Origin of the sequence: Apibacter sp. B2912, assembly GCF_009827835.1 — a bacterium.
Classification (GTDB): Bacteria; Bacteroidota; Bacteroidia; order Flavobacteriales; family Weeksellaceae; genus Apibacter.
Map to the genome: position 1 here is coordinate 189,050 of NZ_WINV01000001.1, position 22,607 is coordinate 211,656.

Sequence of the window (22,607 nt, forward strand, 5' to 3'; positions counted from 1 at the left end):
ATTATTGTAGATAAACCTTCAGATCTTTAAAATATCCTTCAGTGCCTACATCAACAAAGAGTCCGATAGCTCCTGTCGCATTTCCTCCTAATTTTAAATCATTTACGATGAGTGAGGGTTGTTTATTATCATTTATATATAATTGAGCTTTTTGCCCTTGAACTTCAATTCTTAATTGTATCCATTCGTTTAGTGCCATATCTGCATAGGACTCGTATTTATTTTGAAATTCATTTCTCAATCGTTGATACTTATAATTCGGATAAGAAAAATATTGTATGGTCCTGTTTCTATGTTCCTGATTCTCGGATCTTCCGTTTAAAGGGCGAACATATATACTTTCAAACTTAGAGTTTGAATCATTTATATGAAAGGCTATACCAATAAATCCTCGGGCAAAATTCGGAGCATCATCCAAAATTCGACTTAACACTTTTACTTCTATGATCCCATTGGCAAAATTTACATTATTGATTCGTACATAAGTAGGTTCATCAAATTTCTTGATTGATGGATCCTTAATGACTCTTACTACTTTATCGCCATCCATTTTTTCAAATGTCATAAATGTATTTATCGCTTTCAAATGAGTCTCCGTTAAATCTATAACTTTTTGTGCTTTTATTTCAGAAATGTTTATAATCACAACAAAAAGTAGAAAATATGCATTTTCTATAATATTTATTTTCATCGATTTTCAATTTACTTGATTTATATATGTTTTATTACATGATAAAATTTAATCTATATACTTAAAAGTTGAATTCCATTTATTATATAAAATACCTTGAGCTACATATAATTGTCCCATATACTCTAATGCTCGTGAAGATTCTAGTTTACCTGCATCATAGGTATTCCAACCTAAAGATTTAATTATTGTAGAAATTGTATTTTTAACCTCTTCATTATTTCCGGCAATAAATGCGGTACCGTTTTCTTTCAGTGAGGGCTGATACATAAGATGCGCACCTATGGTATTCATTCCTTTAACAACATGCGATAATGGCAAAAGCTTTTGTACACTTTCTGACAGAGATTCTTCCGGAGATGAAATTAATTTTATTACTCCATTAGTCGGAGCTTCCGATGAAAATGCATTTGTAATATCCCAAAGTATTTTACCTTCAAAATTTTTAATTCCAATATCCTTTATGGTTTCTATAAGCGCAAATCCGGGAATTGAAAGAAGTATAATTTCACTTAATGCAACAGCCTCTTGGTAGGAAACAATGGATAGGGTTTTATTAACTTGTTTTAGTTTTTCTATATTTTCACTTCCTTTTTCGAAATTTCTTGAACCAACTACCACATTATACTTTTCATTAATTAATCCGTTAATTAACGCTTGTGCAACATTTCCTGTTCCTAGTATTGATATTTTCATTTTTATATATATTTAAATAAGTTTATGATTCGAATTTAGCCCGAACAACTTATGTTCACAAGCAGGCTCGTAACGAACCGCTAAAGTTAGAATTATTGATTATCAGCTAATTATATGTTTAATTTTAACATTTATTTAACTATAAATTATTACTTTATTATTTATAGTTGTACTCTATTGGAGAGTAATATGTATATTTGATAGAAAAATGAAAGCTCATAAACTCGATTTAAAATATCCCATCTGTCCCATAAGAAATATATTAAGCCGATTTAGCGATAAATGGTCTTTATTATTATTAGCTGTTTTATATTCCGGCAAAACGATGCGTTACGGAGAAATAAAAAATGAACTTCCTGATATTTCTCAAAAGATGCTTACCAACACGCTAAAAAATTTGGAAAAATATAATTTAATTAAAAGAAAAGCCTATGCTGAAATCCCGCCTAGGGTTGAATATAGTCTTACGGAAACAGGTATCAGTTTAATGCCTTCCATTCAGATGATGATCACTTGGGCTGAAAATCATTTTGAAGAAGTTTTAAAAAATAATAAAAACCACTAATTCTAAAAGATCAGTATTAGTTTTTACTTTTTAAAAATCGAATATGCAATAAACTTAAACTCATAATTAATATGGCCGATACTCCTCCAATCGAGGTGGCAATTAATCTGTCCATAGCTATTTCATTACCCGATGACCCATTAATTGCAAACATTAATACGGTTGTAATCGTTAAAAAGGTTGACAAAATTGCATATCTGTGGTTGGCAAATACATAGCAAACATATAAAGATATCAGAATTTCCAATGCCATGATATATCTTGATGGAAACCACCATATTAAAAAAGTAGCTATGACAATACCCAGAAGTGTTCCCATCAACCTTATACTTGCTTTTTTCAGGGTATCAATAAAATCAGGTTTCAAAATAACTAAGGCAGTCATAACAGCCCAGTAATAATATTTGATATCGAAAACAGTTATAAAGAAAAAGCAAACTAAAATGGTTAATGCGGTATAGATGATGGTCATATGGAAGCGTATTTTTTTATCAATATCTTCATATATGTTTTTAAAAATGATCAGAAGCTCCTCAGGGTTACTAATATTTCTTTCAAATGATGATTTCTCAATGAGAAAAATAATACAAATAGATTGAAATAAACCTCCTGCAAGAATTAAAACACCTCTATGCAGAGCGGCATAAATATCTCCCACATAATAGCCTCCTACAAAAAAAGCAATAGACCATTGTAAAACAATCCACCAAGCATTTTGATCGATAGTTCCCACACAGGTTGCTAAACAGGCCAATAATACACAACAGACTATATACCAAAAATAGAAATGTCCTATTAATGAACCCAATGCAGCACATATACTCATTCCTAGAACGGCTATGATCATGGGCGCAAAAGGATATTTTAATATTTTTTTATTTGCTCCATATCCCGCCGTCACAGCACCTCCTGCAGCTATACTTGCAAAAATGATATTATTGAAGATAAATCCGAAACTATAGATTATTAATATACCCGGTAAGGAATATAGCGCTATAATTAGGTCTTTTTTGTAATCTTTCAACATTTAAAATTAAAATTTTAAATTTTTTAAAATAAGTTGTTTCCGATTGTTATGATCTATTTTATTTAAACTTTCTAAAGTATTTAATTAGTAACTGAACCTAATGTACTCTTCTTTAAATTAATTTTTTTTCTAATTAAATAAGCATGAAAAAAACTCGGTACGTCATGCATCCAATGAGGTAATAGTATAAGTATAAGTAAAACATCAACATAGGAAATATATCCCACAATTATAGTCAGATATAAAAAGAATCCAGCGTAATTAAACCCCAGTATTGATATAAGTGCTAAAAATAAAGTTATTCCCCAAAATTTTGAAGAATACGCATGGGTACTTGCTTCTTTTCTGAATCGCAAGAAACTAATTAGCGCATTTATTCCTTCTAATATTACTAAACCTACAATAAATATCAAATTGGCTTCAATGATCCCAGGTCGAACTATTCCTGTTGAGGTTGCAAGAGATAGCCAAAATATAATATCTATAAAACTATCCATTCTTCTTAAATTTTCAGTTGCTACCTGATACTTTCTGGCAATAATTCCATCCAATATATCGGAAGTCAACCCCAAGCATAGTATTAAAACAAGCATGGGAACACATCTTTCTCCATAGTGATAAGATAAAATAATGCTTAGGAGAGCTAGTAAGAGTCTGAATATCATAAGAATTTTAGGGACAGTACGCATATGTCTAATATTAATCTTATGTAAACTCAAAAATAATGCAAATGCTAACTTTATTGATTTTAGATCTTTTTATTTTTAGATTTTAAATAACCGTTAAAACAGATGGCAGCAATCATGACAGCAGTTGAAATATAAAATACTGGACTCATTTTTTCCGAATCTTTCCAAATTAAAAAGGCTATTAAAATAGCATATACAGGCTCTAAGTTTATGGAAAGCATAAGTGTAAAAGGCGTAATGTGTTTCATCAGCTTCATGGTCATAACTAAAGGAAAACTGGTTAAAAGTCCGCCCAACACTAAAAGCCATAGGATATCCCAAGCTTTTATGGTAGCTATGGCTTCCCAATCATTGAACAAAAACATAAAAACCGTCAAGGTTACAAAAGCTCCTGCCATTTCATAGAAAGTTATTATTTCTGGACTTTCTTTTGAATGCATTATTCCGTTTACTACTGAAAACAAGGCCGACAAGAATGCACATCCGATACCAAGTAGTATACCTTTCCAATAACTCATTTCTGTATTAAAGATAAAAAGTATACATATTATAATAACTAAACTTAAAATTATTTCAGAAATTTTGATTTTTCGTTTGAAAAAAAAGGGCTCTAAAAAAGCCACAAATAAAGTTCCTGTTGATAGGGTTGAAGTGGCAATAGAAATGTTGGATATTTTAATGGATCCATAAAACAATGACCAATGAGTACCTACAATTACTCCACACCCCAAAAGTTGTAACATCAGCTTTTTGGAAATTTTAAAATTTTTTCCTTTTGAAAAATATAAATAACAAAATAAAATAAAAGCTGCAACCAAGGTCCTACCCCATACCAAAGGTATAGCATTAAGAGAGATAAGCTTACCAATTACACCGGTAAATCCCCAAATAAATACGATAATATGCAATTGAACTATTGCCGGTAATTTCATGAATAATTAATTTGTTAAATAGTGGATGCAAATTTAATCATCTTTGTTTAAATTCTAAAAAAAAGAGTCATTTAATAAATAATTTGTAATTTTTATATATAAATATTCTAAAAAATTACATTATTCGCATTTCACCATCCATCATTTTACCCATAAATTGATCGTATTAGGGGAAAGAATAATCGGATATTTTATTTAGTTGTTGAAGTTAAATTGGCATTAAAATTTATATTATCCATAAAGCAAGAATAAAAAAAGGATGTGTAGTGTAAGTAAACATCCTTTTTAATAATCAATTACTATGTAACTATATTTCGTAATCGATAGCTACTCTTTGTTCAACCACTGTTTTTATAAACTCCACCACTTTAAGATGTTCCGGATGATTTGCATATAGAGTTAAATCTTCAAAATTTTTAAATCGGGAATCTAACAGTATATCAAAATTTGACTGTGGAGCAATCTCCATATTGGTATTTACTTGGATATATTGTAACTCCTTAATTCGATCTTTTAAAGCTTCTAAATCATTTTTTATTTTTAAAGCATTATTTTTTTTATCGCTTTCTTTAAGCTTCCACATTACAATATGATGTATCATTTTTATTGTTTTTTAAATTATTTTGATTTTTATTATAGATTTTATTTATTCAATCCAATAGTAATTGCCAAAATTCAACATCTATCAATTGATTAAATTTTTTTCCTGATTCTTTAAAATTTCCTATCAGATTAAATCCTGTTTTCCGATGCAATTTTCTACTGGGCTCATTCGGTAAAGATATTACTCCTATAATGGAATGTATATCTATCTTTTTTGATTCTTCAATCAGGTCTGTAAGCAATTCATTACCTATTCCTTGATGGGTTTGATTATAATCCAGGTAAATACTGTTTTCTAATGTTATATCATAAGCCGAACGTTCTCGCCAAGTATTCAGATATGCATATCCGAGTACTATTCCTTCTTTTTCATATACTATATAAGGATAGCCTTTTGCAAATATTTTTTGGATTCTGTTTTCTATTTCCCGGGCACTAACTTTTTTTTCTTCAAAGGTAATGACCGTATTTTCTATATAATAATTATAAATTTCAGCTATTCTTAATGCATCGGATAGTTGAACATTTCTTATCATAATTTATTATTATTTTCTTTGTTCAAATTAATAATAATTTTTTAAAAATTTACATTTATTTACACCATCCTTCCCGATCAAGACTACGATATTGTATAGCTTCTCCAATATGGTGAGCTTGGATAACTTCAGATTTATCTAAATCTGCTATCGTTCTGCCCACTCTTAAGATTCGATCATAGGCTCGGGCAGATAAACCCAATTTTTCAATGGCAGACTTTAGTAAATTTTTGGAGACGTCGTCCAACAAACAAAATTCATCTAATTGTTTAGGACCTATTTGAGCATTATAATGGATTCCTTCCGCTGTTTTATATCTTTGAGTTTGAATTTTCCTTGCTTCTACCACTCTTGCCCTTATTTCTGAACTTGACTCTCCTTTCCTTTTATCCGATAAATCATCAAAAGGTACTGGTGAAACTTCCACATGAATATCGATTCGATCGAGTAACGGCCCGGATATTTTATTCTTATATCTTTGCATTTCTTGTATAGTGCTCGTATTTTTAGGGTCATTTGGAAAATATCCGGAAGGAGAAGGATTCATGGAAGCAATCAACATAAAACTGGCCGGATAGGTGATCGTAAATTTTGCTCTTGAGATAGTTACAATCCTGTCTTCTAAAGGTTGTCTCATGACTTCCAATACTTGGCGATTAAATTCAGGCAGTTCATCCAGAAAAAGTACGCCGTTATGAGAAAGAGAAATTTCTCCGGGTTGCGGATAGCTTCCTCCTGTAAACTCCAATAGATTTTGATAAAAACATTCCTTTAATATTTCTTTTTTACAAAAGAAGATGATAAAACTATCATAAACATTTATTTAAAACCTTAAAATTAATAAAAGATGGTGAGAATAAGCCTAAATAAACAAAAATATCTTGACTTAGAAAATGTTCAACTAACCAGTCAAATTAATACTATTATAAATAACTCATTATTTCATGATAAAAACGAATTAGAACTGCAATACTCTTATTTATTAGAATATGATACAGATATTTTATTTTACTATGAAGCACCTATTAGTATATATCTGAAATCACAAAAAAATTTTCCTTTTGTCCCTAACTATATTGTAAAATACCATACTAAAAATACAGAGGTAATATTTATCAAAGGGAGAGAAGAACTAAATGAATTTCAACATAATTATTTAAAAGAGTTACGCACAATAAATAAATTTTGCAAAGAAAATAATTTCAATTTAAAAATTATAACTGAAGATGATATCTATATTGATAAATTATTCAATGCTAAATTCCTACTGCATTTTCAAGATCCTTTCATCAAAATTAATTATAACGACACCGTAATTCTTTCTGATATTATAAAGAAACATAAAAAAATATCAATTTCTAATTTAATTCGAGAAGCATCATTAGTAAAAGAACGACAAGCAGAATTACTTTATGTATTATGGTATTCTGTTGCTAATCATTTTTTTGATTATGATAAAAATAGTAAATTGAACATGAATTCCATGATATGGATTGACAAATTATAATACCATGAAAAGATTATATATAACTGAGGGAGAGAAAGTATTATACAAAAACAAAGAGTGTATTATTATAAGAATAATAGATGTATGTACTATTTCCATAGAAGAAAAAGACACTAATATTATTCATACTATACCTGTAAATTTAGTAGAACCCTATGATCCTAATCACATTTCTAAAATCAAAGAAATTCATAGTCTATCCGAAAAAGAATGGGAAAAAGCTCTATACAGGTACAATATAATACAACCTATTTTAAATAAAAGAGGAGATTTAGCTCTTATACAAGAAGTATCCAATGAAACCAAAATAAGCATCCCTACCCTATATAGATGGATTAAATTATTTGATGAAACAGAATTAGTATCTTCTCTAGCCGGAAAAAAACATACCGGAGGAATAGGAAAAAGTAGGCTTACAGAGAAATTAAACCATATAATAGAAAATAAGATCCATTCTGTTTATCTAACTAAATCAAGAAAATCCATTACGAAAACTATACTAGAGATTGAATTAGAATGCAATAGATTAGGAATTAAGCCTCCTCATTCTAATACCATAAGAAATAGAATAAAAAATATTTCTGAAGAAGAAAGAATAAAAAAACGTCTAGGAATAAAAGAAGCTAAATATAAATTTGAACCTTTGAAAAATCATTTCGAAGCGGAATACCCCTTATCTGTAGTTCAAATAGATCATACTTTAGTCGACATTATTCTTGTCGATGAGCAGTTTAGGAAACCCTATAAAAGACCTTGGCTAACCTTAGCTATTGATATTTATAGTAGAATGGTTGTAGGCTTTTACCTATCCTATGAAACTCCCGGAGCTTTAGGTACAGGAATGTGTATATCTAATACTATTCTTCCTAAGGAAATCTGGCTTGAAAAATTAGGAATTAGTACGGAATGGAATTGTTGGGGAGTTATGGATACTATCCATGTAGATAATGCCAAAGAATTTAGAGGAAATATGCTAAAACGTGCCTGTCAGGATTATGGAATAAAATTACAATTTAGACCTATAGGAACTCCACATTGGGGAGGACATATTGAAAGGTTACTAGGTACTTTTTCTAAAGAAATTCATAATTTACCTGGTACTACTTTTTCATCTGAAGCTGAAAGAAAAAAATATCAATCAGAGAAAAATGCCGCATTTACTTTAAATGAATTTGAAAAATGGTTAACCTTATACATTACTAAAGTTTACCATAAAAGAATACATTCTTCACTTGATAAAACTCCTGAAGAAAAATGGGAAGAAGGAATCCTAGGTTTGGGCTCTCAAATAGGAAGAGGAATTCCTGCTAGAATATATAATGAAAGAAAAGTAAGGTTAGATTTTATGCCCTATGTTGAAAGAACCATACAAGAATATGGAGTAGTTATAGATCATATTCATTATTATGATGATATTTTAAGAAACTATGTTCATGATTATGATAATAATAAGAAAGAAAATAAATTACATGTTTTTAAAAGAGATCCTAGAGATATAAGTATAGTTTATTTTTTTGAACCCAAACAAAATGAGTATTTTAATATTCCCTATAGAAATACTTCTTTCCCTCCAATTTCAATTTGGGAGTATAGAGACCTACTCAAAAAATTAAAAAGTAATAAGATAAACATAACCGAAGATAATATTTTTAATGCTTACCGAGAATTAAACGATTTAGAAGAAAAAGTGGTTAGAGAAACTAAAAGAAAGCAAAAATTAGACTATGTTGATATTTTCCGAAGTGAGCCATTAAAAACAGCTCACAAAACAATTGAATCTGAAATCATTAATACTGAAACCATACTCCCTTTTGAAGATTTAGAAGATGAAACATTTACAACTTAAAACCAAAGAATTTGTACAGAAAGCAACCAACGAAGAAAGAATAGTTGCCTGTAAAAAATTTAAGTGGATAGGATATACTCATGCAAAGAAGATACTAAACATTATGGATGACTTTCTCACCTATCCAAAATCTCATAGAATGCCTAACCTTTTACTTGTTGGAGATTCCAATAACGGTAAAACAGCCATACTTTCAAAGTTCAATCAATTACATCTAGCCTATATAGATGAAGATACCAGTAGATTGATCAATCCTGTTTTAATGATCCAAGCTCCTCCAGAACCGGATGAAAAAAGATTTTATAATGCTATACTAGAAAAATTATTTGCCCCTTACAGAACTTCTGAAAAAATTGAGAGCAGGTATATTAGAGTAAAAAACTTACTTATTGATTTAAAAACCAAAGTATTAATTATAGATGAAATTCACCATGTTTTAGCAGGTTCGCCTATGAGACAAAGGACATTTTTAAATGTAATCAAGCATCTATCTAATGATCTTCAAATTCCTTTAATCTGTGCCGGAACTAATCTTGCTTTTAATGCTATACAATCAGATCAACAACTTGCCAATAGATTTGAACCTAGAGTTCTTCCTCGATGGAATAATGATTTAGAATTAAAACGTCTATTACTAAGTTTTGAGAAATTATTACCCCTTAAAGAAGAATCTAATCTAATTGATAATAATCTTGTTACTAAAATTCTGGCTCTAAGTGATGGACTAATTGGAGAAATTGCAAAAATATTAGAATTAAGCTCTATCATGGCTATCCAATTAGGTATTGAAAAAATAAATAAAAGCTTGATTGACCAGATAGATTATACCCCCCCACAAAATAGAAAAAGGAGATTTATAGCTTAATCTATGGTTTTTATTAAATCTATAAATAAAAATATCTTTCCTCACTATCTACCCCCTGAAGAAGATGAATTATTTTCTTCTTGGTTATGTCGATTAGCTATCAACCATTATGTAAAGCCCCAAACCTTTATTCAAAATTATTTTGGAAAAGATTTTCCAATTATGAATAGAGATATAGATCTATACGCCCCTGAAAATCTTATTAATATCTTAGAGCACCACACCCCTTTAAATAATTATGATATAAGAAAAATGTTTCTCACCATCTATGAATCCTATGCTTTTGAAAAAGTGGGAGAAAAAGGGACTTACACTAATAACATACTACCTTTAGGCATCAATCATAGAAAAAGAAAAAGATTTGGTCTCTCACTTTGTTCTTGTTGTTTAAAAAATAAAAACTATTACAAAAAATCATGGAGACTTATTACCTCTCTAATTTGTGTAGAATGCAACCAATATCTATTGGATAGATGTTTTTCTTGTTCCGCCCCGATAGCCTTTCATAGAATAAATATGAGTAATAATGTTTCAACCATGGATTTTAAACCGATTTACCTTTGTTACAATTGTAATCAGGATTTAAGAAAATACACTCCCACTCTCTTACCTTTACCCTTTGAAATAAAATATCAAAGGTTTATAGATTCAACCATACAACTTGGATATAATAAAGTATGTTCTTATTCCTTTTTCTATATATACACTTTGTTGTATCTTTCTTACAAAGTAAGGGGGCAAAGAAGAAATAATCGATTTAAAGAAGCAATTCTTTCTATTAATCACAAATTAAAAAAATCATCTACGATAAAAGAACACATTAAATATTGGACTATAGAACAAAGGCTTGAAACCCTTCCTTTTATTGCCAAATTATTGAACAATCCTTTAAAACTCAAAAAAACACTTATTAATGGAAGAGTTCATAAAAGCTATGTAGATCAGGATAAAGTACTACCTTATTGGTTCATTAAAAATACTATTAACTAAATTATGTTTTTACAATAATATGCAATTACACATGAGAAAATCAAAAATATTTATCTTCCAAGTCTTTCTCTAATTTTAATTTTACCAGTTTAGTATATAACTTATCTATCATTTTATCTGTATCAATCTGCTTAATAGCTTCCTTCTCCTGCTTCCTAAAGTATAAATTATGATCCATAGGTTGAAAAAGTTTTATTCCATATACCTTTTCTAATCTCTTATTACGATACAAATGAGACCAGGAAAAATCAAAATTTTCTATGGTAAATCTCAATACTTTACTTAGTTCTGATCCATTAAATTTAACATTATAGCTATTGTATCTCATTAAAACCATACTAGTATTAACATAGCTTTCTACTAGACAGTAATATCTTCCGTTTTTACTTATCTGAACTATAAATAAAATTTTTGGTTTGTTAGTTGATATAGGAGGATAAGATAAATTTCCATGAGTATTCTCCAATTTTATAATCTCAATCTGAAAATCTTCCTGTTTCATTCTTTTTAATACTTCATAAAGTACTGACAAATGAATATTTTCACCCCCTAAATTTGTGAATTGAATTGTTTGAGATGTGCTAGTTGTAGAAATGTCCGTATTCTGAGTAAAATTGTTAATTTCAACTGGGTAATAATTATCCGGATAATAACTAAAATTCTGATCTTCTCTTTTTATAAAATTAAAATTTATTTGTGGCATAATACTCATTAAAGGATCTATTTCATTTTGTATAGGAGTAGCATTTGTCCCTTCAATATCTCCTAAATCCATTGTAATATGCTCATTATTATCAACTATAGGCTTATTATAAGGCAATAAGTCTTTATCTTCTTTACTTTCAGTTGAATTATTCTGATTTTTACTAACTGCATGTATATCCTCCTGAACTTCAAATAAGTTTACCAAATTTTCATTGTTACCTAATACACCACCAACTATATCAAAAACTAAGAATCTATTTTTTATATAAGTCTCCTTCTCAATATTATTTATAAACATACCTATTACAGTAAATTTCATTACACCTAAATATGGTAACCTACAAAATAAATAACTCTTATTATTTTGATTATGAAAAGGCTTTTTGAAGCGGTCTGTTATATCAAATAACATTTCTTTTCCTTGGGTATCTATAGTAAACAAATATCGGCATAATTCCTTCACTTCCTTTTCTCTTAATTTGCCATTCACCTGATTTAAAGGATTATATTCTAAAACACCTATTTTCTTTTCATCTTCCACTTTTATATAATAGTTTATAATCTTAAGCCAAAAATCAGGTTTCAATAACTCTTTAATAGTTTCATTAAAAAAAGCCTTTAAGATGGAAGATGGAGGAAAAACAAATTCTGTTATTAAATTCTTATTTATATTATTTTTTCTAATTTTACTAGTAATAACCCCTTGAAAATAGTTAATATCTTCAAAGACATCTTCTTCTATTAAAGAAAACTTAGTATCTTCAAAATATTCAAATAAACTCCCTCTCTTCTTTCCTTTCTCATTACTTAATATAACCTCATATGATTTTGAAAAATCTTGTATTGATGGATAATGTATAACATGCCCTAAATGATTAAATATAGTACCTATAGGAATTATAAAAGATAAATATAACTCTCTTTTTGTTTTATAAATTTTATCTCCCCAACTTTTAAAATCATAGTATGGTTCACTTACTGTAACAAAAAACAACTCTTCCTCAAAAGTTTGTTTTTCTAAATTATAACTTGCCCTACCATGCCATACTAATATCCATTTTGTATTTTCATCTCCATCAAATTTTATTATACCTGGAACTCTTCTTTTCATAATTTATTTTTACCCCCATAAAGATAAAATAAAAAAACTATTATCATTAACTTATGTATTATTGTAATATAGTTCCATAAAGACATAATTTATAAAACTATTAAATGTTACGAAAAAAAACACTATATTTAATTACTAATTTAAGATAGTAAAAGAGTACTTTAAAACGATCGTTTTAAGGAACTAAAAATTACTATCTCAAACAATTCTTATAAATATGAAAATAGGCTATGCAAGAGTTTCCACACAAGAACAAAATATTCAATCTCAGATTGACTTATTAAAAGAATATGGATGTGAAAAAATATTTTCAGATCATGTTAGTGGAGTTAGGGATGACCGTCCTGGACTAAATTCTATGTTTGATAGTTTACGGAAAGGAGATACCGTTATCATTTATAAAACAGATAGAATCTTTAGATCCCTGAAAAATATGATTACTCTTATTGAGAAATTTAACAATATGGAAATTAATTTTAAAAGTATAAGTGAACCTGAATTCGACACAACATCAGCTAATGGCAAATTCATACTACAAATATTTGGGGCTGTAGCAGAATTTGAAAGAAACTTAATTAGCGAAAGAACTAAATTAGGATTAACTAATGCCAGGAAAAGGAAAAAATTATTAGGTAGGCCTAAGGGTGCTAAATCTGAAACAATTGAAAAATACAATTATGCACAACATCTGTATGAAATTAAGAATATTCCCATTGATAAAGCATGTAAACAAGCCGGAATAAGTAAAACTACTTTTTACAGAGTTGAGAGGGAAATAACAAGAAATTAAAAATATCCTATATCATACCCCAAATTAGCTAATCTAAATATCATTGCTTGTTCACTTACTTTAAATTTTTCAGCTAAATAAGGTACATTATCTTCATACAATGGAACCTTATTGATCTCATATTTAATAAAATCTATTGGCATTAATAACGATGCCGCAAAAGAATTAGCCTCTCTCTCTTTACGAATTTCTCCTGTAGTTGATTCTGAATTTCGATACATAATCTTTTCATCCCTATCAATAAATAAAGGAATGATATCTTTATGTAAAACGAAATGTCCTAATTCGTGAGCTATTGTAAATCTCTGTCGAACTTCCGATTCAGTATTGTTATATCTAATGTAAGCATTAGATTCTTTGACTACAAATATCCCAGAAATATCACTATTCATATCTTCTCCTTTAACATCAATTCCTAAATTCTCTGAGATTCTAAATAAATTAATATCTTCTACTTTTTTTATTCTGAGTTTTTTTAAAATTTCAAAAGTAATTTTTTCTATTCTATGATTTATCATGATATTAAATTTAAATATTTATTATAATGTTTTTTATAGAATCTAACTCATCATCATCAAACTTACTTCTATCAATATGTTCAATATAATCAAAAATTTGTATAGAATCTGATACTTCTTTATAACTTGGGATTAATTCCTGAATATCTATTTTCAGTACTTGAGAAATAGAATATAAAACAACCAAAGGAATCTGATGTCTTCCTACTTCGATGTTAGAAACAGAAGCTCTACTGATATTTAAACTTTCAGATAACTCTAATTGAGTTATCTTTAACTCTTCTCTTTTAGATTTAATTTTTTCTCCAATAATCTTATATAAAGCCACCCTAAAACTCTCCATTTACTTATATCTAAAGTTGAATTTTATGTAAATATAGCAATGTTTATGTAACTAACAAACAAAAAATTAATTTTTTATATTTTTTGACATATGAAAATAATGATTATATTTGTATCAGAATAATATTAAATATGATAGAATCATAAACATATATTCTCGTTAAGTCCTTTATATCGAAAAGTTAAAGGATTATTATATAATTTAAAACTCTTAATTACCATGGCAAAAAATCCACCAACAGACAACTCTAGAAAAGGAGCTATTAGAGAACGTTCACAAACTTACAACCCAAAAACAGATTCTTGGGTAAAACGTGATACTAATACAGGTAAGTTTATGGATGTAAAGACTTCTAGCAATAAACCTTTTAAAGGAGTGCGTAAGGAAAAGTAACTTTATTTCTAAAGAGTATCTTCTTATAAATTAAAATTAAGTATAGGGAGATACTCTTTTACTTAAATAAAAAAATAATTATTAATTTATATAAATAATCATTATGGCAGAATTATCTACAGTTTTATTAAGCTTAGCCAAACCTATTGTAAAAAAAAGCACAGATATTATATGGGAAAATCGAAACTATTTAACCTTATATTTTAAAACAAATTTTTTAAAATATAGAAATTTGGATATTCGATTCTCTATTAGTGGACTTTACAAAATTCAAATTCCTAACACTAATAAATATTTACTGGTTTTAAACAGAAGAATCGCTAATCAATTACAACCTGTAGGTGGAGTATACAAACGATGGGGAGATGATAGTTTATTTAATAAATGGGGATATAAACCAGACAACATATCTAATGGGTTAGATATAGATAAAAAAAGTATAAATGATCTACGTTTTATGGTGAAAGGCAAAAATGTATTAGATGTAATTAATTGGTTCGAAGGAAATTCTGAAAGAGAAAGTGACCTCAAAAGAGAGTTTTCGGAAGAATTACTAGAAACTAGAATTCTTGATTCAAAAATTTTCTCAATTATTAACCATAAACATATTCGACGATACTCTAAATCTTTATGCTGGAGTGACTATTTTAATTGCTATGAAATTTTAATCTATGATATTTTTGAATTGTTACCCAATGAAAAACAAAAAAAAGAGCTAATTAAACTCTCTAAACAAAAAATGGATCTTTCTAATAAATATGCAATTGTTACTTGTGATGATATAGAACAATTACGTTTAATGGAAAACAATATACAAATTGCCCGTATTGGACAACATACTAAATTAGTCATTAATAAAAACTTTTAAAACCTTATCCTATGTATACAAATGATGAAGAAAAAGAGCTAAATAAAATTTTGGAAATTTTAACTGAAAATCTAGATATTTCAGAAAGTCAATATAATATGGCTGTTTCCAGTTATGAAGCTGTAGGTAGATATTTATCAGAACCTCCATCCCCATTAGCTAAATACTCTCCTACCATCAAACCTCAAGGTTCTTTTATGCTTGGTACAATAACAAAACCTATAATTGAACAAGATGATATTGATATCGACTTAGTCTGCGAACTTTCAGGAAAAGATTTACGGTGGACACAATATGATGTTAAACAGATAGTAGGAAACAGATTGAAAAATCATGACATCTATTTCGGAATGCTAAAACCTGAGGGCAGGAGATGTTGGACACTAAAATATTCTGAATCTGCAAACTATCATATGGATATTTTGCCCAGTATTATAGATGAAAACTATAAAAAAAATCTATTAAAATTATCTTCATCATATATTAGTGACGCTAGTTTAGATCCATTAGCTATCAGAATTACAGATAAAAAAACAGCAAATTATATGACTGAAATACTAACTTTTAATTGGCTAAAAACCAATCCTTTTGGATTTGCTATATGGTTTTTCAATAAAGCTACTTTAAGCTTACAAGAGCAAGTTCGTTTATTTAGTAACTCTGTAAAAAACGTCCCTGAATATCAAAAAACTAAATTGCCTCTTCAGAGAGCTATCCAAATATTAAAACGTCATAGAGATATGATGTTTAATGGAGATGATGAAAAGCCTACGTCTATAATAATTACAACTCTAGCAGCAAAAGCTTATAAAAAGGAAACTAATTTAATTTCAGCTCTAAAAAATATAATTGACAATATGGATTCTTATATTGAAGAGAGAAATGGACAAAAAATAATTGTAAATCCAGTAAATTTAGAAGAAAATTTTGCTGATAAATGGGTTAATTATCCCAAAAGAAAAGAAAATTTCTACAAATGGCTTTATAAACTTAAAAAAGATTTTTCAGATATTAAGCTTCAAAAAGGATTACATAATATTAGCAACTCAATGAAACCTATGTTTGGTGAACAAGTAGTCACTAAAACTTTTTCTACGTTGTCTTCTCAAGCTTATGAAGAAAGAATTTCAGGAAATCAAAAAATGAGTATTAAAAGTGGAATATTGGGTTCCACAGGTAGCATTATAAACAAACCTCATAATTTTCATGGCAACTAATTTTTTTCCTCCAACTTCAATATCAATATCTAAACAAGCTTATAAGCTTAAGAAATATTTCCCTTACTCTAATTGTAACATTATTAATAAGGGAACTATCTTAATTTGGAATGGAAATATAAAACCCTCAGAATTAAGTTTAGAATATTCAATTAAAATAAATTATAAAAGGAACCAACATCCTAACGTATATATTATATCACCTTTCCCCTTAAAGCTCCCTAAAGATGAAAAAAAATTAAAACATGTTTATTCTCACGAGAAACAACACCTATGCTTATATTACAGAAATATAAATGAATGGAACTCTACAATGTACATAGCAGATACAGTAATTCCTTGGACTAGCGAATGGCTACTCCATTATGAATATTGGCTAGCAACTGATGGAATATGGAATGGTGGAGGAATAGAACATTAATTCTTTATAACCCAAAAGTTTAAAAAAGTATTTACCATGTATATGAGTTCTTTATCTTTTGTATATTTATTTTATCAAAATGTAATTTATCATTTACTATTGTAATTAACACCTCCTCCAACTAATGCTACTCCTGATATGGTATGATGAGGATTACGATAAGGTCTTACTGTCATTAAAGAAGATTCTAATCCTAATTTTCCGGCAACGGAATGTATTTTGGTTGTCTCTAGTGCTTCCGATAAGGTCAATGGAGGTAAGATGGAGGGAATTCTTTTTGCCAACATGGTTTTTCCACTTCCCGGCGGGCCGATTAAAAGTACATTGTGTCCTCCGGCAGCAGCAATTTCCAAAGCTCTTTTTACATTTTCCTGACCTTTGACTTCTGAAAAATCAAATTGAAATTTATTATTATTCTCAAAAAACTCTTCTCTTGTATTTACTATGGTTGGATTTAATTGAATGTTTTTATCAAAAAAATCAATGACTTCTTTTATATTGTCAACTCCATAAACTTCGAGATCATTGACTATAGCAGCTTCTTTAGCGTTTTGTTTAGGAAGAAAAAAGCCTTTAAAACCATCTTCTCTTGCTTGTATTGCAATAGGTAAAACACCTTTTATGGGTTGTAAAGAACCATCTAAAGATAATTCGCCCATAATTAAATATTGATCGAGATGATCTCCTTTTATTTGCTCGGATGCCGCCAATATTCCCATAGCAATTGTTAAATCATAAGCTGATCCTTCTTTCCTTAGATCTGCAGGTGCCATGTTTACTGTGATTTTTTTACCCGGCATTTTATATCCACAGTTTTTTAAGGCTGCCGAAATTCGATGTGCGCTTTCTTTTATTGCCATATCCGGCATACCTACTAACTGATACCCTACTCCTTTATCTACATTTACTTCAACGGTGATTAATTGAGCATTGACTCCATAGACAGAACTTCCATATGTTTTAATTAGCATAAAAAATAGTTTTATCCGTATAAAGATAAAACTATTTTAGTTTATTTTAGATAATGTATGATGATGAATATCTGTTTTATACTTAAAATACTACTTACATTATTTTTTAATACGTTTAAAGACGATAAAAAATATGAAGGTATTATTTAGATGCGGCATCGACTAATTGCATATACCAATTTCTAAGATTTTTTTGTTGTTCAGTATCTAATTTTTTTAAGACCTTTTTATAATTTTCATCTATATCATTGGCTTTAAGTTGCAATTCTAAAATTTTACTATCATTACCTGCTTGAGTAGCTTCTGCTATTTGCTCAAAATATAATTTAGTTTCCTGAACAAAGTTGTCCACCTCTTTATTTTCAAATTTCGGAACTTTTTTAATTGGAGATAAACTTATCGTATCTAATGACGTAGATTGTACCACCGGAGTACTATCTTTAGATTGGGTCGTATTTGGGGCCTTCTCTGATTTTTTAGAATTGTTACATGAACTTATGCTTAAAACAATACTTAAAAAAAATACGATATAAGATATTTTCATTTTCTTATTTTTAAATACTAATCAAAAGTACAATTAAATTATTCATTTTAATAGTGTTTTTAAGTTTCTATTAATAAAACCTTAAATTATGAATAATACTATGCTTTTATTTACTAACACAAAACCATATATTTAGCAATAATATCTTACATTTGCACCTGAATTTTAATATCATATATGCAATCAATTAGAAATATAGCAATTATTGCTCATGTCGATCATGGAAAAACAACATTAGTAGATAAAATTATTCAGTCTTGTAATGTTGTTGAAAAAAATGACGGGGATTTGATTCTGGATAATAATGATCTGGAACGTGAAAGAGGAATAACCATTTTATCCAAGAATGTATCGGTTAACTATAAAGGTGTCAAAATTAATATCATTGACACTCCCGGACACGCGGATTTTGGAGGAGAGGTTGAACGTGTTCTTAAAATGGCTGACGGTGTATTATTGCTTGTGGATGCGTTTGAGGGACCAATGCCTCAAACTCGCTTTGTTCTTAGTAAAGCGATTGAATTGGGATTGAAGCCCATCGTAGTAATTAATAAAGTTGATAAAGAAAACTGCCAACCGGAACATGTACATGATCAGGTATTTGAATTGATGTTTAATTTAGACGCTACTGAAGAACAATTGGATTTTGAAACGGTATACGGTTCTTCTAAACAAGGTTGGATGTCCGGAGATTATAAACAACCTACTGATAACATTACATATTTATTAGATAAAATTATTGAATTAATACCGGAAGCACCTTATGTAGAAGGAACGCCTCAAATGCAAATTACCTCTCTTGATTTCTCAAGTTTTGTGGGAAAAATTGCCATAGGTCGTGTGTATCGTGGAGATTTAATTTCCGGTAAAGATTATACTCTTTGCCAGGAAGATGGTAAAAATAAAAAAATACGCATAAAAGAATTACAAGTCTTTGAAGGTTTAGGAAGAAAACCTGTTGAATCTGTTAGAAGCGGTGATTTATGTGCTGTAATCGGTATCGATGATTTTGAAATTGGAGATACCATTGCTGACTTGAACGAACCGGAAGCTTTGCCTCGTATTGCAGTTGATGAGCCTACGATGAGTATGTTGTTTACTATCAATACTTCACCGTTTTTCGGTAAAGAAGGAAAATACGTTACTTCAAGACACCTTAGAGATCGATTAATGAAGGAAACTGAAATCAACTTAGCCCTTCGAGTGGAAGAAACTGATTCCGAAGATAAGTTCAATGTTTTTGGTAGAGGTATTCTTCACTTATCTGTCCTTATCGAAACTATGAGACGTGAAGGATATGAATTGCAAGTAGGTAGACCAAAAGTAACTATTAAAGAGATTGACGGTGTTAAGCATGAGCCCTATGAACATTTAGTAATTGATGTTCCCGATGCTGTATCCGGCAAAGCTATAGAATTGGTTACTCAAAGAAAAGGAGAATTAAAAGTGATGGAACCCAAAGGTGATTTACAACATTTGGAATTTGATATTTCTTCTCGAGGTCTTATCGGATTACGTAACCTTCTTCTAACAGCAACTTCCGGAGAAGCTATTATTAATCATCGTTTTAAAGATTTTGAACCGGTAAAAGACATTATTCCACAAAGACAAAACGGATCTATGATTTCATCTGAAACGGGACAGGCTTTGGCTTATGCAATCGACCGACTTCAGGATAGAGGTAAATTTTTTGTTGAACCGGGAGATCAAATATATAAAGGTCAAGTAGTCGGAGAACATAGTCGTGATAATGATTTGGAAGTTAATCTTATAAAAGGTAAAAAGTTAACCAACGTGAGAGCTTCCGGATCTGACCAAGCTGCTAAAATTTTCCCTAAAGTTGAATTTTCATTAGAAGAAGCTATGGAATATATTAAAGATGATGAATATCTTGAAATAACTCCTAAGAGTTTACGTATGCGTAAAATTTAATATACTTTTAAATAGCATTTATATAAATAAAAATATCCTGAATATTTCAGGATATTTTTATTTTCATCATTTAATTGGATTAATCCAATAATGCATTCATTTTTTCTGCTAGCTTTTCTTTTGGCTGAACCCCTACTACTTTGTCAACAACTTGTCCGTTTTTAAAGAATAAAAGTGTAGGAATATTTCTGATTCCATATTCAACTGAAACTTCTTGATTGGCATCAATATCAATTTTAGCAACTTTTACTTTTCCTTTAAATTCTTCAGTCAATTCATCAACTATAGGTTTTAAACTTCTGCATGGTCCACACCATTCAGCCCAAAAATCAACCAAAACCGGTTCTTTGGAACTTAATACCTCATCTTTGAATGTTTGATCACTAATTTCTAAACTCATATTTGTATTATTTATATCTATATCTTCACTAATTTTTAAAGCAAAATTAATTTAAAAATTTCATTTTGCACTAGTAAAGAAATTGTATTTTTAATGATTTATGTGAATAAAAAATTAATATATATTAATTCTTGAAAATAAAATGAGCGCAAATTATTTTTTTGCCTCAAACTTTAGCCTTAACATTATAGTAACAAGTTTAAACGTTTTATTAACAATTTTTACTTAAATCTATTAAATAATTTTGTATTTAAGAAAAATGATGTATATTTGCATCAATAATTAGTTGTTCTTTAATAAAGTTTTTTAGTGTTAATGAACCCTTTCATAGTTTCTATTGAAAGGGTTTTACATATAATAATGTTACATTAATGTTAAATTTTTTTTTCTTAACCCAATCCCCTGCTATATTTTAACAAGTTATTAATCTTAATATTTCATTTATAACATATATAAATATTATCTTTTTTATATTTATACAATTATTTTAGCTTAATGAATAAAATCCAAAATAAAAAAGTAATATATAAAGATTTACTTCATGCTGATTATCTTAAAACTTGGAAGTTGCAAGAAAAATTACTCCAATATATTGTTTCAATCAAATTAAAAAACAAAAAATCAATAACTAATGAAATAAATCTTACTCCCAATTATTTTTTATTTGTTTCTCATCCGCATATATTTACCTTAGGTAAAAATGGTAATTTAGACCATCTTCTTATCAGCAATATCAAACTTCAAGAAATTAATGCTCAGTTCATTAAAACCAATCGAGGCGGAGATATTACGTATCATGGTCCCGGACAAATTGTTGGATATCCTATATTTGATCTTGATAATTTTTTTAATGATATCCACAAATACATGCGCTTGTTGGAAGAAGTAATTATAAAAACCATAAATTTTTATGGAATTAAAGGAGAAAGATCTAACGGGGAAACAGGCGTATGGATTGATGTAAATAAACCTATGGCCAGAAAAATATGTGCTATTGGCGTAAAGGCCTCTCAATGGGTCACTATGCACGGTTTTGCACTTAATCTATCCCCCAACCTTTCCTATTTTGACTACATCGTTCCTTGCGGTATACAAAACAAATATGTTACTTCTTTAGAAAAAGAATTAGGTATATCCGTAAACCCGGATGAGGTGAAAAAAGTTATTAAAAAATACTTTTCTGAAATATTTGATCTTGAATGGATTTAATATTTATATTCTATAATTTTTAATTATAATTACTATTTCATCTTCCATAAATTAAATTCTTCACTAATTTAATTCTTCATCTTAAAATTCGAAATAGTAAAAAAGATAAAAATTTTTTTTTATTAATTTTTACATTGTGCTTTATATCTTTAAGAATTTGTTAATATAATTTTTAGATTTTAAATTTTTAAAAACTAAAAAAATTGAATTTCTACTTTATTTAACACTTTTTGTGATT

At 28.8% G+C, this 22,607-nt stretch carries 23 protein-coding genes and 2 pseudogenes; 11 read left to right on the forward strand and 14 right to left on the reverse strand.

The annotated features are described in order from the left end of the window. Position 1: 1 nt before the first annotated feature. Together GFV01_RS00745 and GFV01_RS00750 are read right to left on the reverse strand one after the other, a co-directional pair. Positions 2–691, reverse strand: a complete 690-nt coding sequence (locus GFV01_RS00745; RefSeq protein WP_220263870.1) for a family 16 glycoside hydrolase — start codon at positions 689–691, stop codon at positions 2–4. 48 nt (positions 692–739) lie between these two features. Further along, positions 740–1,387 (reverse strand): NADPH-dependent F420 reductase, encoded by a 648-nt coding sequence (locus GFV01_RS00750; RefSeq protein WP_160564115.1) that lies wholly within the window; start codon positions 1,385–1,387, stop codon positions 740–742. A gap of 208 nt (positions 1,388–1,595) precedes the next feature. Between GFV01_RS00750 and GFV01_RS00755 the strand changes: the two genes are divergently transcribed. Next, positions 1,596–1,952 carry a helix-turn-helix domain-containing protein gene (locus GFV01_RS00755; protein WP_160557169.1) on the forward strand — a complete coding sequence of 119 codons (357 nt, stop codon included), beginning with the start codon at positions 1,596–1,598 and terminating at the stop codon, positions 1,950–1,952. A 16-nt stretch (positions 1,953–1,968) separates the two neighbouring features. Here the strand turns inward: GFV01_RS00755 and GFV01_RS00760 are convergent, their stop codons facing one another. The 6 genes and pseudogenes from GFV01_RS00760 to GFV01_RS00785 all read right to left on the reverse strand — a co-directional run. Further along, positions 1,969–2,979: an FUSC family protein gene (locus tag GFV01_RS00760; protein WP_160541962.1), complete on the reverse strand. Its 1,011-nt coding sequence runs from the start codon at positions 2,977–2,979 to the stop codon at positions 1,969–1,971. A gap of 80 nt (positions 2,980–3,059) precedes the next feature. Further along, a complete protein-coding gene (locus GFV01_RS00765) occupies positions 3,060–3,668 on the reverse strand; it encodes a CDP-alcohol phosphatidyltransferase family protein (RefSeq protein WP_160564117.1) in 609 nt (202 codons plus the stop codon). Positions 3,669–3,727: 59 nt separating this feature from the next. Then, positions 3,728–4,600 carry a DMT family transporter gene (locus GFV01_RS00770; protein ID WP_160564119.1) on the reverse strand — a complete coding sequence of 291 codons (873 nt, stop codon included), beginning with the start codon at positions 4,598–4,600 and terminating at the stop codon, positions 3,728–3,730. Between the two features lie 307 nt (positions 4,601–4,907). After that, positions 4,908–5,201 carry a Dabb family protein gene (locus GFV01_RS00775; protein WP_160557166.1) on the reverse strand — a complete coding sequence of 98 codons (294 nt, stop codon included), beginning with the start codon at positions 5,199–5,201 and terminating at the stop codon, positions 4,908–4,910. 49 nt (positions 5,202–5,250) lie between these two features. Beyond that, a complete protein-coding gene (locus tag GFV01_RS00780) occupies positions 5,251–5,739 on the reverse strand; it encodes a GNAT family N-acetyltransferase (protein ID WP_160564121.1) in 489 nt (162 codons plus the stop codon). A gap of 55 nt (positions 5,740–5,794) precedes the next feature. Further along, positions 5,795–6,475, reverse strand: a pseudogene (locus GFV01_RS00785) (YifB family Mg chelatase-like AAA ATPase); the annotation flags it as partial. 111 nt (positions 6,476–6,586) lie between these two features. Here GFV01_RS00785 and GFV01_RS00790 point away from each other — a divergent pair. The 4 genes from GFV01_RS00790 to GFV01_RS00805 are packed head-to-tail and all read left to right on the forward strand — an operon-like array spanning position 6,587 to position 10,947. Beyond that, positions 6,587–7,246, forward strand: a complete 660-nt coding sequence (locus GFV01_RS00790) for a hypothetical protein (RefSeq protein WP_160564123.1) — start codon at positions 6,587–6,589, stop codon at positions 7,244–7,246. Between the two features lie 4 nt (positions 7,247–7,250). Continuing rightward, entirely contained in the window at positions 7,251–9,092 is a 1,842-nt protein-coding gene (locus GFV01_RS00795; RefSeq protein WP_160564125.1) for a Mu transposase C-terminal domain-containing protein, read from the forward strand. Beyond that, positions 9,073–9,957 carry a TniB family NTP-binding protein gene (locus GFV01_RS00800; protein ID WP_160564127.1) on the forward strand — a complete coding sequence of 295 codons (885 nt, stop codon included), beginning with the start codon at positions 9,073–9,075 and terminating at the stop codon, positions 9,955–9,957. The genes GFV01_RS00795 and GFV01_RS00800 overlap by 20 nt, the downstream gene beginning before the upstream one ends. A 3-nt stretch (positions 9,958–9,960) precedes the next feature. Then, positions 9,961–10,947 carry a TniQ family protein gene (locus tag GFV01_RS00805; protein WP_160564129.1) on the forward strand — a complete coding sequence of 329 codons (987 nt, stop codon included), beginning with the start codon at positions 9,961–9,963 and terminating at the stop codon, positions 10,945–10,947. A 40-nt stretch (positions 10,948–10,987) separates the two neighbouring features. Here the strand turns inward: GFV01_RS00805 and GFV01_RS00810 are convergent, their stop codons facing one another. Further along, complete coding sequence (locus tag GFV01_RS00810) at positions 10,988–12,763, reverse strand: hypothetical protein (RefSeq protein WP_160564131.1); 1,776 nt, start codon at positions 12,761–12,763, stop codon at positions 10,988–10,990. Between the two features lie 217 nt (positions 12,764–12,980). Between GFV01_RS00810 and GFV01_RS00815 the strand changes: the two genes are divergently transcribed. Then, positions 12,981–13,553, forward strand: a complete 573-nt coding sequence (locus GFV01_RS00815; protein WP_160564133.1) for a recombinase family protein — start codon at positions 12,981–12,983, stop codon at positions 13,551–13,553. Here GFV01_RS00815 and GFV01_RS00820 read toward each other — a convergent pair. Then, entirely contained in the window at positions 13,550–14,071 is a 522-nt protein-coding gene (locus GFV01_RS00820) for an ImmA/IrrE family metallo-endopeptidase (protein ID WP_160564135.1), read from the reverse strand. The two genes, GFV01_RS00815 and GFV01_RS00820, sit on opposite strands and share 4 nt — an antisense overlap. A gap of 10 nt (positions 14,072–14,081) precedes the next feature. Continuing rightward, entirely contained in the window at positions 14,082–14,414 is a 333-nt protein-coding gene (locus tag GFV01_RS00825) for a helix-turn-helix domain-containing protein (protein WP_160564137.1), read from the reverse strand. A gap of 219 nt (positions 14,415–14,633) precedes the next feature. Here GFV01_RS00825 and GFV01_RS10085 point away from each other — a divergent pair, with 219 nt between their 5' ends. The 3 genes from GFV01_RS10085 (at position 14,634) to GFV01_RS00835 (ending at position 16,892) form a co-directional block, all read left to right on the forward strand. After that, positions 14,634–14,807, forward strand: a complete 174-nt coding sequence (locus tag GFV01_RS10085) for a hypothetical protein (RefSeq protein ID WP_185150308.1) — start codon at positions 14,634–14,636, stop codon at positions 14,805–14,807. A gap of 103 nt (positions 14,808–14,910) precedes the next feature. Further along, positions 14,911–15,675, forward strand: a complete 765-nt coding sequence (locus tag GFV01_RS00830) for a hypothetical protein (RefSeq protein WP_160564139.1) — start codon at positions 14,911–14,913, stop codon at positions 15,673–15,675. Positions 15,676–15,686: 11 nt separating this feature from the next. Continuing rightward, the gene (locus tag GFV01_RS00835) at positions 15,687–16,892 is read left to right on the forward strand and encodes a cyclic GMP-AMP synthase DncV-like nucleotidyltransferase (protein WP_160564141.1); all 1,206 of its coding nucleotides are present in this window, start codon (positions 15,687–15,689) and stop codon (positions 16,890–16,892) included. 531 nt (positions 16,893–17,423) lie between these two features. On the opposite strand, the pseudogene GFV01_RS00845 reads toward GFV01_RS00835, so the two are convergent. Together GFV01_RS00845 and GFV01_RS00850 are read right to left on the reverse strand one after the other, a co-directional pair. Beyond that, positions 17,424–18,284 (reverse strand): annotated as a pseudogene (locus GFV01_RS00845) (YifB family Mg chelatase-like AAA ATPase); the annotation flags it as partial. A 142-nt stretch (positions 18,285–18,426) separates the two neighbouring features. Continuing rightward, positions 18,427–18,828, reverse strand: coding sequence for a hypothetical protein (locus GFV01_RS00850; protein WP_160564147.1), 402 nt, complete (start codon positions 18,826–18,828; stop codon positions 18,427–18,429). A gap of 177 nt (positions 18,829–19,005) precedes the next feature. Between GFV01_RS00850 and typA the strand changes: the two genes are divergently transcribed. Beyond that, the gene (gene typA, locus GFV01_RS00855; protein ID WP_160557163.1) at positions 19,006–20,760 is read left to right on the forward strand and encodes a translational GTPase TypA; all 1,755 of its coding nucleotides are present in this window, start codon (positions 19,006–19,008) and stop codon (positions 20,758–20,760) included. Positions 20,761–20,839: 79 nt separating this feature from the next. Here typA and trxA read toward each other — a convergent pair whose 3' ends face one another. Next, positions 20,840–21,160 carry a thioredoxin gene (trxA, locus tag GFV01_RS00860; RefSeq protein WP_160564149.1) on the reverse strand — a complete coding sequence of 107 codons (321 nt, stop codon included), beginning with the start codon at positions 21,158–21,160 and terminating at the stop codon, positions 20,840–20,842. A 495-nt stretch (positions 21,161–21,655) separates the two neighbouring features. Here trxA and lipB point away from each other — a divergent pair, with 495 nt between their 5' ends. After that, positions 21,656–22,369: a lipoyl(octanoyl) transferase LipB gene (gene lipB / locus GFV01_RS00865; protein ID WP_160564151.1), complete on the forward strand. Its 714-nt coding sequence runs from the start codon at positions 21,656–21,658 to the stop codon at positions 22,367–22,369. Positions 22,370–22,607: the final 238 nt, after the last annotated feature.